Below are 13,399 nucleotides of genomic sequence, written 5' to 3' on the forward strand. Positions count from 1 at the left end.
TGGGATCCTCCGGTTTAGTATTCGAGCGCTCGGTCGACGGCATCGAGGATGCGATCGGGGTCGGGCAGATAGGCGTCACCCAGGCGGGCCGGCGGGAACGGCACATCGTAGGCGTTCACTCGCAGCACCGGCGCTTCGAGCGTGTAAAAGCAGTGTTCGGTGATGGTGGCCGCCACCTCGCTGGCGAACGACACGTGGCCGGGGGCCTCCTGCGCGATTACGGCGCGGCCGGTGCGGCGCACCGACTCAAAAATCGGTTCCCAATCCACCGACGAGAGCCCGCGAATATCGAGCACCTCAATGTCGACGCCCTCTTCGGCTGCGAGCTGTGCGACCTCGAGGTTCATGGCGGTCTGTGCGCCCCAGCCGATCAGGGTGATGGCGCTGCCACTCTTTGCCACCCGCGTCGCCTCCATGTCGCCGGCGGGGGCAGCGAAGTCGACCTCGCCCTTGTGCCAGTATCGGCCCTTTGGTTCGAGGAACACCACCGGGTCATCGCACTCAATTGCCTGGCGCAGCAGCCAATAGCCGTCGTTGGGGTTTGACGGGGCAATCACGCGCAGGCCGCCGGTGTGCGCAAAGTAGGCTTCGGGGCTTTCTTGATGGTGCTCGACCGCGCCGATGTGGCCGCCGTACGGCAACCGAATCACCACGGGTAGTTTCACCGCGCCCTCGGTGCGGGCATGGAACTTCGCCAGCTGCGAGGTGATCTGGTCAAAACCGGGGTAGACAAAACCATCGAACTGGATCTCACACACCGGTCGGTAGCCGCGCATCGCCAGGCCGATCGCCGTGCCGATAATTCCCGATTCGGCAAGCGGAGTGTCGAGCACGCGGTTCTCACCAAAGTCGCGCTGCAGGTTTTCGGTGACGCGGAACACGCCGCCGAGTTTGCCGATGTCTTCGCCCATCAGCATGACGCGCTCGTCGGCACTCATCGCGTCGCGCAGCGCACGGTTGAGGGCGCGCGCCATGGGCAGGGTCTCAACGGTCGTCATTCGGAATACTCCTCGCTCAGCGAGGCTTCGAAATCGAGGTAGTCGAGGCGTTGCTGTTCAATCGCCGAGTGCGGTTCGGCGTAGGCGTGGGCAAACATTTCGATGGGATCGGGATCGGGAAGTTCGAGGATGCGGCGGCGAATATCGCTCGCAAAATCGCTGGCGGCTTCGTCAACCTCGGTGATCTCGGTGGCGGCCACACCGGCCGCGCGCAAATACCGTTCGAGGCGGTCGATTGGGTCGAGCGCGCGCCAGTGCGATTCTTCATCACCACTGCGGTATTTAGTGGGATCGTCGCTGGTGGTGTGGGCACCCATGCGGTAGGTGAACGCTTCGATGAACGCTGGCCCCTCACCGGCGCGGGCGCGGTCGAGGTGGTGCTGGGTGACAGCCCAGCTGGCCATCACATCATTACCGTCAACCTGCACCCCGGGCATCCCGAACCCATCGGCACGGCGATACAGCGGGGTGCGTGATTGCACCCGCACCGGCACCGAAATTGCCCACTGGTTGTTCTGTAGGAAAAATACCTGCGGGGTCTGCTGGCTGCTCGCAAACACGAGCGCCTCATTGAGGTCACCCTGGCTGGTGGCGCCGTCGCCAAAGTAGACGATGGTTGCCTCATCACGCTCGGGGTCGCCGGTGCCGCAGGCGCCGTCGAAGCGTTGCCCCATCGCGTAGCCGGTTGCGTGCAGCGCCTGCGAGGCGATCACCAGCACATAGTTGCGGAAGTTGTTTTGCTCGGCCGGATCCCAGCCCCCGTTGGTGACGCCGCGCAGCAGTCGCAGCACGTGAAAAAGATCGAGACCACGCACGTGCGCAACCGCATGTTCGCGATACGACGGGAAAATCGCATCCTGTGGCCGTGTTGCCAGCGCCGAACCCACCTGCGCGGCCTCCTGCCCCTCGCACGGCACAAAAAGTGCGAGCTGGCTCTGCCGCTGCAGGTTCGTGGCCTCGCGGTCGAAAGCCCGCGCGAACTTCATGTGTCGCAGCGCGGTGAACCAAAAGGCATCGTCTACCGCACTCAAGCGTTCCGCATAGGGCTCGGCAGCGGCGCTCGGCTCCAGCTTCCCATCGGGCGAAAGGATGCGCACGGTCTGTGTCGCATCGAATTCAACTGGCTGCAATAGATTCACCCTCCTGGCCACTCGTCACGGGAAAGTCTATGAACGCGTGACACACAAATGCTAGCGCCGAACCACAAGTAAGCGGCGTGATTTATTCACGGAACCTACAAGATAGGCGCGGGCTACGGCGTTATTCGACCTCGGCCTCTTCGCGACGCAGGTAGGGGTAGCGTTCGAGCGCGCGGGCACAGGCCGCCAGCAGTGGCGATGTCGACGCCTCTTCACCGATCGAAACTCGAATGCCGTCGCCGGGGAAGGTGCGCGCGACAATGCCACCCTGACGCAGGATCTCATCGACCCGCTCGGCGAGCTCACCACACGGCAGCCACACAAAGTTGGCCTGTGATTCGGGAATCGGCCAGCCCTGGTCGATCAGCGCTCGCCGCACCTCGTCGCGTCGCATCGTGATCTCGTGAACGCGGGCGCGCACCGAATCGCTTTCTTGCATCACCGCGAGCGCCGCGGCCTGCGCCTGCGCCGAAACCAGGAACGGAATTGCCGTGGTGTTGAATGCGTTGAGCACGCGCGGGTTACCGAGCAGGTAGCCCACTCGCAGTCCGGCGAGTCCATAGGCTTTTGAGAGTGTGCGGGCAATCACCAGGTTCGGGTAGTCGGCAAGCAGGCGCGTGGCGTTGAGGGCCTCGGTGTCGGTGACGAACTCGATATAGGCCTCATCGGCGATAACCAGCAGGTCACTCGGCACCCGCTCGAGAAAACGCTCAAACTCGTCCTGCCGCGTGTAGGTTCCGGTGGGGTTATTGGGTGAGCACACGATGATGAGCCGGGTGCGGTCGGTGATGGCATCGAGCATGGCGTCGAGGTCGACGCGGCTGTCGCGGTCGAGCGGCACCTGCACCGAGGATGCGCCGGCAACGGTCACCATGCCCGGGTAGGCCTCGAATGAACGCCAGGGATACATCACCTCGTCACCAGCGCCCGCTGCGGCGAGCACGGCCTGGTAGAGGAGCGATACCGAACCGGCGCCGACCAGCACCTGGTCAGCGGTGAGTCCGTAGTGCTCGGCCAGTGCCTGACGCAGCTTGGTTGCCGCCGCGTCGGGATACCGGTTGAACTCGGTGGCACCCGCTGCTGCGGCGACAACGCTGTCGAGCGGCGCAAAAGGCAGTTCGTTGGATGAAAGTTTGAACGAGTTGGCGGGGGCGGGTTGGCCCTGCTTATAGGCGCGCTGCGCGAGAATTTCGGGACGCAGCTTTACGGGTACGACATCGGACATGGCTTGAGTCTACGCAAGCCAGTCGTGTTCATCTTGTATCCAACTGGGCTTGCAACAATGGCCGCATGCGTTTTCTGCTCACCACTGTCCTCAACGCCATCGCCGTGTGGCTCGTCTCGCTGCTGCCGGGCATTCACGTAACGCCCTATAAGAGCGACAATGAGCAGTTGGCGCTCGTGCTCACCTACCTGCTCATTGCCGTGCTGTGGGGTCTGGTGAACTCGGTTATCGGTAGCGTCGTGAAAGTTATTTCGCTGCCGCTGTACTGCCTCACCCTGGGGCTATTCGCCCTGGTGGTGAACGGTCTGCTGTTCTGGATCGTTGGTTGGATTAGCGGTCTGCTCGGCTTCGGTCTCACCATTGATGGCTTCGGCTGGGCCGTGGGTGGCGCCATCCTGCTGTCGCTGCTGTCGGCAGTGCTCAACGGCCTGTTCAACCACGAAAAGGACGACCGCCGCTAATTCACGGTTTCCGCGTAATCGTGTAGTCGGTTGAACTCACCACCTCGGCACCCTGCAGCGCGGCGAGCGTACGTTCGCGGTGCGCGGCGTTGTATTCGCCCTCGAGCTGGTCGTACTGGTCGGCGGTGAGCTGATACTCGTCAAACATGTGCCCGGCCAGCGGGTTTGATCCGGGCGGTACCCCGCCGGGGTGGGTGTTCCGAACCACAAGTGCCACCTGATTTCGGGGCGGGTCGGGGATGCCCTGTAGCGCGGTGATCGGGTCGTTATTGTGCTCGAGCTGCACGACCGGAATATCTCCGGGAATTTCGTTGCCGTGGGCGGGCGATCCGGCGGTGACCACTGATTGCACCTGCCACTGCCCACTTTCGGCGAGCCGAGTCACCACCAGAGCGCCCTGCGAGTAGCCCGAAAACACCACCTCATCACCCGGCTCAATGCCGGCTTCGGCCATCGCCAGCTCAACCGCCGCAATCGACTGGTCGTCATCACCGGCATAGGCCGCAAGATTGCTGAGATTATCGAAAACATTGTCGCCGCCGAGCTCACCCGACGAGGTGCCCGCAACCGACACCAGGTGCACCTCTTTGCCCTGCCGGTTTCGATAAGTGCTGATGCGCACCTGCGCTGATCCGTCTTGCGAGCGTGGAATGTGGTCCACCACCTGCCGCACCGAGCTGGGCGCGGCGCGCGGAGCAGTTCTCTGGGCGCTCACCTGCAGATTTGGCGACCGGTCACCCTGAATAGCTTGCTTTGAACGACCCGCAATATCGCGGGCGTCGCGCAACGGCCCCACCCCGAGAATCGTGAGCAATGATCCCGCCCCAGCTGCTATCGGCGCGGGGATCACGGTGTCGTAGATGGCATTGTTGGCAATATCGTCACTCGAACTCACCAATCCTCGCAGGAACATCACCGTGACCGGGTTCGACAGCAGCGGACCGAGCTGGTCGCTGGCTAGCTGGCCCAATTCGCCAAGCTGCGCTTTCACCTCATCTGGATCGACGACGCCAGTGCTCACCAGCACACCGCCACCGGCAAGCACCCCCGCGAGCAGTGCCTGCCCGCCGGGATTGGCGAGAAACATCACCAGTGCACCGGCACCAGCCCTCCCCACCCAGGTCAGCAGCTCGGCACCGGCCACGTACGCGAACTCGGTGATGTTCTCCATCGCATCCACCACAAATTGATCGGCGTCCTCGTACCATTCCCGCGCCTGCACCAGGTGGTCACCGACCAGATCAGCTTTTGAACTGACCAGGTGCAGACCCTCAATGAGCAGCACGCTCTCGAGCGAGGCCAGGTAAATCGTGGGTTTGGCCAACACGTGATCGGCAAGCGCCGGATACCAGGCGGCGCTCTCGCAATCGCCTGCCAGCCTGCGGAACGATGCGGCTGCCTCATCGAGGCGATCGTTTGCCAGCGCGAATGAATCGCCGCTGTACACCACCACGGTCACGGGAACTGCACCCCCTTTTCGAGTTCGAGCACCCAGTCGAGCCCGTCATAGCTAGCGGCAATCAGCGAGCATCCCTCAGCAAGACCCGTTGCCTCGGCGGTGATCACCCCGAGCGCTAGGTCGTAGGCGTATTTCGCAACCGATTGCCAATCGCTGATATGTGCTCCCGAAACCAGGGGAATCTGCGTGTTGTACAGCTCAGCACACACCTCGCGAGCCTTGGTCGCGAGCTCTTGCAGCTGCTTGCGCAGCAGCTCGAATTCGTCGAGATTGATATCGGTGATTAGGGCCTGCCTGCTCATATGCCTTCCTGTCCTGCTGTGAATGCGGATGCAGTGATTGTGGCGGCGTTGGCGCGGGCGCGCTGGTGCCGGTGTGGTCTCGGTGGATAACTGGGTTTCCACAGCCACCGCGAACTATGCGACCGGCGAATGGGTAACAATAGAAATATGGCGCCCGTGGACCATTCACCGATCTTTCGGCTGACATTTGTGTGCACCGGCAATATCTGCCGCTCACCAATGGCCGAGGCAATCACCCGATCGCTCGCGCGCGAGCACGGTTTTGAACGTGACCTCGAAATCACGTCGGCTGGCACTGGCGAATGGCACGTTGGCGAGCAGGCCGATCCCCGCACCCGCGCGGCCCTCGACCGCGCCGGCTATGAGGTGCCCAACCACCGCGCCAAACAGTTCGACCCGGCCACCTTCGAAAACTACGACCTCATCGTCACCTTCGACCGCGGCCAGCGCCGCATCCTGCGCGCCTGGGCCGAAAATGAGGCACAGCGGATGCTGATTCACCCGCTGTGTGAATTTGACCCGCTCAGCAACGCGGCGGGCGAGGTGCCCGATCCCTACTATGGGAATGACGAGCTATTCGACCGCGTTCTCGAGCAGATCGAGCGCGCCTGTAAGAATCTGCTCACCCAGATTGAACCCGCAGTTCGCGCCGCCCGCCGCGAAACGAACAGATGAATGGATGCGCATGAGCCCCCTGCCAGACCAATACCTCAGCCCCCTCGACAATCGGTATTTTGCCGCGGTGGCACCGATCGGTGAGCACCTCAGCGAGGCCGCCCTCAACCGCGCCCGGGTGAAGGTCGAGATCGAGTGGCTCATCCAGCTCACCGACCTGCGCATGTTTGGTACCGAACCGCTGTCGGCCGAGCAGCAGCAGGCGTTGCGCCAGGTGGTTGCCGATTTTGATCAGCGAGCAATCGACGAGCTCGCCGAGATCGAAGCGGTCACGAAGCACGACGTTAAGGCCGTCGAATATTACGTTCGGGCGCGGCTCGACGAGCTCGGCCTCAACTCGATCGCCGAGCTGACCCACTTTGGCTGCACTTCAGAAGACATCAACAACACCGCCTACGCGATCACCATCCGGGATGCGATCGAACAGGTTTGGCTGCCCGCGGCCACCGCGCTCGTCGATCAGATCGGCGCGCTCGCCGTTGCCGAGCGTGCTCAGCCGATGCTTTCGCTCACGCACGGCCAGCCGGCAACCCCCACCACCCTCGGCAAAGAGCTGGCGGTGGTGGCCCATCGCCTGCGTCGCCAGCTGCGGCGCATTGAATCGCAGGAATATCTGGGCAAGTGGGCCGGTGCCACCGGTAATTTTGCCGCGCATCTGGTGTCGAGCCCCGAAACCGATTGGGAGTCGGTGGCCGAACAGTTCACCGGCCGTCTCGGCCTGGTGTGGAACCCACTGACCACGCAGATTGAGTCGCACGATTGGCAGGCTGAACTTTACGGTGCCATCGGCCATTTCAACCGCATCCTGCACAATTTTTGCTCGGATGTGTGGCTGTACATCATGCGCGGTGTGTTCAAGCAAATTCCGGCTCCGGGCGCGACCGGTTCGTCGACTATGCCGCACAAAATCAATCCGATCCGCTTCGAAAACGCCGAATCGAACCTCGAAATGTCGTGTGCCGTGCTCGACTCGCTCGCACAGACTCTCGTCACTTCGCGGATGCAGCGTGACCTCACCGATTCGTCATCGCAGCGCAATATCGGCGTCGGTTTTGGTCACTCACTGCTGGCCATCTCGAACGTGGCCAAGGGCCTGGATGCACTGGCGGTGAACTCTGACCGTCTCGCCGAGGAGCTCGACGGTAATTGGGAGGTGCTGGCCGAGGCCATTCAGACCGTTATTCGTGCCGAGAAGGTGGCCGGCCGCTCCAGCATCGACGACCCGTACGCGGTGCTGAAAGAGCTCACCCGCGGTCACTCGGTTGGCCGTGACGAATTAATCGCGTTCGTTGATGGTCTCGATATTTCGGATGCGGCAAAGCAGCAGCTGCGTGAGCTCACTCCCGCAAGCTACACGGGTCGTTCGAACGAGCTCATCGACCGGCTGCGCTAGCAGTGACGTTCGAATAATCCCACTGAATAAACCGGCCGGGTATCAGCGCTCAACGCTGGAACCCGGCCGGTTTTCGTTGGCAACTCGACTAGTTGTCGGTGTCTGGTTCTTCGCGCGGCAGCTTTTTGCCGAGCGCATCGGGGTCGACCTTGAGTGCGGCCTGCTGCGCACCGGGTTCGCCCGAGTCGTAAAGATCTCGGTCGAGATATACCGGCACATCAGGGTTTGGTTTGTAGCCGAGCAGCAGCAGCGCGATCACCACGAGTGCGAGCACCGCAACGCCGGCGCCGAGCACGAGGGCGGCAACCACATTTTTGAGGGTAAAAATCACCAGCAGGGCCACGAACAGGCCCATGCCGATTGAGATCGCGAGCACCTCAAACGGTTTCATCAGCGCCTTACGCTGCGCCTTGTCTGTGTTATCGGCCTGACTCGAGTTGTTTTTGGTCACTCCGCTGCAACCTCCTGTTGCGTGGATTCTACCGCCGCCGCTTTCCGCTGCGCCTGGTAGAGGGTAATGGCTTCGATCACGAGGAGCACACCGAGCACCGCGAGGTAGGCACCAACGAGCCCCACGGCCTGCACGGATGCGGTCAGCGATCCCTCGATGTGTTCCAGGCCGCCGTAGGGTGCATCCAGTTCTGGTGGCACAAAGGCGACGATCACGCCAAGCAGCAGGGTCAGCGCACCCGAAATCACAATTTCGCCCGCATACATTGCCTGTTTGCGGGTGAACGGCACCCCGATCAATTCGACGATGCCGGTGACGATACCCCAGATGGCGATGGTCAGAATGAACGCGCGCACGGTGGCCCAGTCGTGGCCACCGGTGGCCATGAACAGTGAGAATCCGCCGGTAAGCGCGGTGATGATCGAGCGAGTGAAGACCAGCGGCCGCAGTGGGTGGCCCTTGATACCGATCGCTTCAAACCCAACAATCACACCCGACCACAGCGCCACCGCGCCAAAGACAGAAAACCCGAAACGCGGCGAGTGATCTGGCGTAAAGGCGATCACGAGGGCACCGACGATCGCGGGCAGGGCTCGCAACAGCATCGACAGCCAGAGCTTGTCGGGTAGGTTGCGAATTCGATGGTCGCGGCTCACTGCCTCTTTAAACCCACTCATGAGCACTTCCTCCGATCTACGGCTAAGTCTATCGTCCACCCGATGCCACAGTCGTCTCGGCCGGTAAGCAGGATGCACACGGCTAGGTTGCGGGAAAAGCGTGGCACCGACGCCCCTAAGGCGTCGGTGCCACTTCAAATACTGTGCCCTACGGCTTCAGTGTGAACTCAATCTTTTCGGCCGCACTCTGGAAATCTGACTGCGACATCGTTCCGCTGCTGCACATACCCGCGAACATCATCATGTGATCACTTTCGGGGAAGGTGTGGACGGCCGCATAGGCTTCGGAGATGCCACTGAAATTACCCGAGAACTTCACCAGCAGGAATTCGACCTGCTCGCCGTTCGAGTCGGTGTAGGTGGCAGTGCCGAGGTCGTCGGCCTTACCGTTTGGGTCACCCATGGCGCTCAGGGCCGCGCCCATCTGGCCACGCATTTGGTCGGTGCTGACGCCACTGGCGCTGTCGGGCATAACCTGCGCCATGATCAGGCACGAGCCGTCGCTCGACATGGCGCTCATCATGTGCGGGTCACTACCCGCGTCGTACGGGGTGAAGTCACTACCGCCATAGCCTTCGATGCTGATGTCGCTGACGCCGGCGCGCGAGCTCAGGCTGTAGTCGCCACCGCCGCCGTTATCGTCGTCACCGTTATCGGTGTCGTCACCATTATCGCCGCCGCCATTATCGGTGTCGTCACCATTATCACCGCCGCCATTATCGGTGCCGCCGTTCCCACCGCCACCGGTGTCACTCGCCGGCTCCTCGGCGGTGTTCGACCCGTTGTCGCCGTTGTTCATCAGCGCCATAACACCAAAAACACCACCGACAACGAGCGCCACAGCGGCTACCGCGGCAACAATCCACACCCAGGGCGCGACACCCTTTTTCTCGGGTTCGGGCTGCCCGCCACCGTAGCCGTTTCCGGCACCTGCCGGCGGGTACTGGTCGCCATAACCGCCGCCAAACTGGTCGCCGTAGCCGTCGCCGTACTGACCGCCGTCGTAACCATAGTTGTCGTAACCGGCCTGTTCGCCGCCATAGACCTGCTGGGCATCCTGGCCACCGTACTGGCCGTATCCCTGCTGGTCACCGCCCTGCGAATAGGAGGCGTAGTCATTACCGCCGGCCTGCTGACCATACTGACCATGCTGGTCACCGCCCGGGTAGTTCGGGTCGTAGTTACCCTGCCCTCCGGCAGGCGGATACTGATTCGACATGCTTCCCTCCGCGTTGATGATGTTGCGGCTATCTTCGCACGCCTCGAGACTGCAGTCATTTTTTAGCGGGTAATTTCACGCCAGAGGATGACCAACAGTCCCGAAGCAGTGCAATGACCTCGGGATGATTCGAGGTGCGCTCGCTAGGGCTGCAGACCGGCGATCGCGGGACGGAAACCCAACCTGGTGTTTTCACAGCAGCCGGCCCGGCACACGTCATACCACGGACCAATGCCGGTACAGGCGGGACGATCTGCCTTCGGAGTACCGTCCAGCCGTTCTTCAACCAGATCGGCCAGGCCACTCACGAAAGCTGGATGTACGCCGGGGGTCGGGGTGCGTCGGAACGCCAGCTGCGCATCCGCCGCGCTCTGACGCGCCTCATTATCGAGATCCCAAAGCACTTCCATGTGGTCGCTCACAAAACCGACCGGCACCACGATCACGGCGCGCTTCCCCGCAGCCGGCAGGCCCTCGATCACATCGTTAATGTCGGGCTCGAGCCAGGGCTGGCTCGGCGGACCCGAACGCGATTGGTACACCAGCTGCCAGCTCAGCGGGGTGCCTCCCAGGCCCTCCTCGACGCTTGTCACAACAGCGCGCGATACCTCGAGGTGCTGCGCGGCGTAGGCACCACCAGCACCAAAGTCGCGGCTGTCGGGACCCGATTGCTCCGCATCCGCTGTCGGGATCGAGTGGGTCGTAAACAGCACCTCAATATCGTCTGGTTGCAGCTCGGGAAGTTCGGCCAGGATGCTGTCGATCGCCTCGCGCAAGCCCAGTTCGAAAGGCTTCACAAAACCCGGGTGGTCAAAGAACTGGCGCACCTTATCGATTTCGACCTCGCCGTTCAGCTGCAACGCCTCGAGCGCATCGGCGTAGTCTTCGCGGTACTGCCGGCATGACGAATACGATGCGTAAGCACTAGTGGCGATAGCAAGCAGCCGCTTCGCACCCGCTTCGTGCGCGTCGTTCAGCGCATCAACAATGTAGGGATGCCAGTTGCGGTTTCCCCAGTACACGGGCAGCTGGTGACCGCGCCGCTCAAGCTCGGCCGCGAGCGCATCGCGCAGCTGCCGGTTCTGGTCGTTGATGGGGCTCACCCCGCCGTGCGTGCGATAGTGCACTGCGACCTCTTCGAGCCGCTCATCCGGAATGCCGCGACCCGCGGTCACATTGCGCAGGAACGGAATAACATCCTCCTGCGCCTCGGGCCCACCGAACGAGGTGAGCAGGATGCCGTCGTAGTCAACTCCCGTTTTCACCCAGGCACTACCGTCGCGAGCAGGCTCGGTGGCTGCCGAAACCACCGCCCCCGGGCACAGCGGCGCATCCGATGCCGGTGCTGGCTTACGCCCGAGCGGTGACTGCGATGAATCCGAGTTGTTGCGTCCGAGATTTTGGGCCGCCAACTAGGCACCCGCCCCGTGTCGAAGCACCGTACCGAGCTCGTTCGCTGCAATACGACGACCCGCATAGAAGGGCGTCTCGTGACGCACGTGGCGACGCGCCTCGGTGTAGCGCAGATCACGCATCATATCGACGATCTCGTACAGCTCATCCGATTCAAATGCGAGCATCCACTCGTAGTCGCTAATCGCAAACGCCGCCACAGTGTTGGCGAGCACCGACTTGAACTTGCTGCCGCGCATCCCATGATCGCGCAGCATCTCGCTACGGTCAGCCTCGTCGAGCAGGTACCAGTCGTACGAGCGCACGAACGGGTAGATGCTGATCCACTTCTTTGGCTCTTTGCCGTACATGAACGCCGGCATGTGGCGCTCATTGAACTCGGCGGCACGGTGCACACCGAATACGTTCCAGGTGGTTTCGAGCTGTGCGAACAGCGCGGTCATCCGGATGCGGCGAATCGCGGCCTGCAGCGCCTCGGGGTCATCGCCGTGCAGCCACAGCAGCACATCGCCGTCATGCCGGAATCCCGACACATCGTAAAGACCACGAACCGTTACACCATTCGCAGTCACCTCGGCCACCGCAGCCTCAACGGCGGCGGTTGCGCCCGCCAGATCGTCAATATCCGGCGCCGATACCGGCCGACGGAAAACGGTGTAACTGGTGTACTGCGTGAGATTGCCAGAAGGCTGCATCGTTTCTGCCATGCCTCCAGCTTAGTCGGCAGTACCTCAAACCGGCCCGAGGTACGATGCGAATCTAGCGGCGGTCGGCACCACCGAGCACCGTCAGGCGCATCGTGGCATCGAGATCGCGCAGCTGGTCGATCACTTCGCTGGGCACACCATTCGAGCAGTCGGTAACGGCGTAACCGATGTTGCCGCTGGTGGCCAGCTGCTGACTGTCGATATTTGCGCCGGCGGCACCCAGCAGCGTGTTCACGCGAGCGAGCACATTCGGTTCGTTGCGGTGCAGGTGCAACAAACGCACACCGTCGCTGACCGGAGCCAGTTGAATCTCGGGGAGATTCACCGACATATAAGTCGAACCCGAGCTGAGGTAGTCGCGGAATTTACCGGCAACAAAACGACCGATACCCTCCTGCGCCTCGGCGGTAGAACCACCGATATGCGGGGTCAGGATCACATTGTCGAGCCCGCGCAGCACCGACTCAAACGGGTCGCCCATCTTCTTCGGTTCGTTCGGGAACACATCAACCGCAGCACCGGCAATGTGGCCCGATTCGATCGCCTCGCGCAGCGCCTCGTGGTCGACCACATGACCGCGCGACAGGTTGATGAGCAGCGAGCGCGGACGCATCATGGCGATAGTTTCGCGATCGAAAAGGTTGGCGTTTTCGGGGCGTCCGTCCACGTGAATCGAGACGGTTTCGACGGTCTCCAACAGCTCTTCGAGGGTGCGGCAGCGCACGGCATTACCGATGGCCATCCGGTCGACCACATCGTAGAAGTACACGTGCATCCCCAGCGCTTCGGCGAGCACCGACAGCTGCGACCCAACATTGCCGTAACCCACAATGCCCAGCGTGCGGCCGCGAACCTCATGCGACCCCTTCGCGGTTTTGTTCCACACGCCGTCGTGCATCATGCGGTTGTGGTCGCCGAGGTGACGGGCCATCGCGATGATCTCACCAATGGCGAGCTCAACCACCGAGCGCGTGTTCGAGTAGGGAGCGTTAAACACCACCACCGAGTGTTCGGCAGCGGCTTCGAGGTCGATCTGGTTGGTGCCGATCGAGAAGGCCCCCGCGGCGATCAGCTGCGGATGAGCTTCGAGCACTCGCCTCGTGAGCCGGGTCTTTGAACGAATACCGAGCAGCTGCACACCGTCGAGGGCTGCAATGAGCTCGTCCTCATCGAGGGCACCCTTACGGGTTTCAACCTCAATTCCTTCGCCTTCAAGAATTCGGGTCGCGTCGGGGTGGATGTTCTCGAGAAGCAGTGCCTTCATGCCCCTTATCTTACGA

The 13,399-nt window shown here is 62.2% G+C and carries 14 protein-coding genes; 3 read left to right on the forward strand and 11 right to left on the reverse strand.

All coding sequences use genetic code 11. The features are described 5' to 3' along the window. Positions 1–14 precede the first annotated feature (14 nt). The 3 genes from JMV54_RS06275 to JMV54_RS06285 all read right to left on the reverse strand — a co-directional run bounded on the left by JMV54_RS06275 (position 15) and on the right by JMV54_RS06285 (position 3,362). Positions 15–998 (reverse strand): alpha-ketoacid dehydrogenase subunit beta, encoded by a 984-nt coding sequence (locus tag JMV54_RS06275; protein WP_201518066.1) that lies wholly within the window; start codon positions 996–998, stop codon positions 15–17. After that, complete coding sequence (locus tag JMV54_RS06280; RefSeq protein WP_230972841.1) at positions 995–2,128, reverse strand: thiamine pyrophosphate-dependent dehydrogenase E1 component subunit alpha; 1,134 nt, start codon at positions 2,126–2,128, stop codon at positions 995–997. Before JMV54_RS06280 ends, JMV54_RS06275 begins: the two co-directional genes overlap by 4 nt. Positions 2,129–2,258: 130 nt before the next feature. Further along, positions 2,259–3,362 carry a histidinol-phosphate transaminase gene (locus JMV54_RS06285; RefSeq protein WP_201518067.1) on the reverse strand — a complete coding sequence of 368 codons (1,104 nt, stop codon included), beginning with the start codon at positions 3,360–3,362 and terminating at the stop codon, positions 2,259–2,261. 65 nt (positions 3,363–3,427) lie between these two features. On the opposite strand from JMV54_RS06285, the gene JMV54_RS06290 reads away from it, so the two are divergent. Next, entirely contained in the window at positions 3,428–3,823 is a 396-nt protein-coding gene (locus JMV54_RS06290) for a phage holin family protein (protein ID WP_201518068.1), read from the forward strand. A gap of 1 nt (position 3,824) precedes the next feature. Here the strand turns inward: JMV54_RS06290 and JMV54_RS06295 are convergent, their stop codons facing one another. Together JMV54_RS06295 and JMV54_RS06300 are read right to left on the reverse strand one after the other, a co-directional pair. Then, a complete protein-coding gene (locus JMV54_RS06295; protein ID WP_201518069.1) occupies positions 3,825–5,282 on the reverse strand; it encodes a hypothetical protein in 1,458 nt (485 codons plus the stop codon). Then, a complete protein-coding gene (locus JMV54_RS06300) occupies positions 5,279–5,584 on the reverse strand; it encodes a hypothetical protein (RefSeq protein WP_201518070.1) in 306 nt (101 codons plus the stop codon). The genes JMV54_RS06295 and JMV54_RS06300 overlap by 4 nt, the downstream gene beginning before the upstream one ends. Before the next feature lie 147 nt (positions 5,585–5,731). On the opposite strand from JMV54_RS06300, the gene JMV54_RS06305 reads away from it, so the two are divergent. After that, entirely contained in the window at positions 5,732–6,259 is a 528-nt protein-coding gene (locus JMV54_RS06305; RefSeq protein ID WP_201518071.1) for a low molecular weight protein-tyrosine-phosphatase, read from the forward strand. 10 nt (positions 6,260–6,269) lie between these two features. After that, on the forward strand, positions 6,270–7,652 hold the full coding sequence (gene purB, locus JMV54_RS06310) for an adenylosuccinate lyase (RefSeq protein ID WP_201518072.1): 1,383 nt from the start codon (positions 6,270–6,272) through the stop codon (positions 7,650–7,652). Between the two features lie 88 nt (positions 7,653–7,740). Here the strand turns inward: purB and JMV54_RS06315 are convergent, their stop codons facing one another. The 6 genes from JMV54_RS06315 to serA all read right to left on the reverse strand — a co-directional run bounded on the left by JMV54_RS06315 (position 7,741) and on the right by serA (position 13,383). Further along, positions 7,741–8,103 carry a hypothetical protein gene (locus tag JMV54_RS06315; protein WP_201518073.1) on the reverse strand — a complete coding sequence of 121 codons (363 nt, stop codon included), beginning with the start codon at positions 8,101–8,103 and terminating at the stop codon, positions 7,741–7,743. After that, positions 8,100–8,780 carry an HdeD family acid-resistance protein gene (locus JMV54_RS06320; RefSeq protein ID WP_201518074.1) on the reverse strand — a complete coding sequence of 227 codons (681 nt, stop codon included), beginning with the start codon at positions 8,778–8,780 and terminating at the stop codon, positions 8,100–8,102. Before JMV54_RS06320 ends, JMV54_RS06315 begins: the two co-directional genes overlap by 4 nt. A 148-nt stretch (positions 8,781–8,928) precedes the next feature. Further along, a complete protein-coding gene (locus JMV54_RS06325) occupies positions 8,929–9,999 on the reverse strand; it encodes a hypothetical protein (protein ID WP_201518075.1) in 1,071 nt (356 codons plus the stop codon). Between the two features lie 143 nt (positions 10,000–10,142). Further along, positions 10,143–11,411: a ferrochelatase gene (locus tag JMV54_RS06330; RefSeq protein ID WP_420842080.1), complete on the reverse strand. Its 1,269-nt coding sequence runs from the start codon at positions 11,409–11,411 to the stop codon at positions 10,143–10,145. After that, a complete protein-coding gene (gene hemQ / locus JMV54_RS06335) occupies positions 11,412–12,119 on the reverse strand; it encodes a hydrogen peroxide-dependent heme synthase (protein ID WP_201518076.1) in 708 nt (235 codons plus the stop codon). A gap of 52 nt (positions 12,120–12,171) precedes the next feature. Further along, positions 12,172–13,383 carry a phosphoglycerate dehydrogenase gene (gene serA / locus JMV54_RS06340; RefSeq protein ID WP_201518077.1) on the reverse strand — a complete coding sequence of 404 codons (1,212 nt, stop codon included), beginning with the start codon at positions 13,381–13,383 and terminating at the stop codon, positions 12,172–12,174. Between the last annotated feature and the right edge of the window lie 16 nt (positions 13,384–13,399).

This window comes from Gulosibacter hominis (assembly GCF_904842695.1).
GTDB classification, from domain to species: domain Bacteria; phylum Actinomycetota; class Actinomycetes; order Actinomycetales; family Microbacteriaceae; genus Gulosibacter; species Gulosibacter hominis.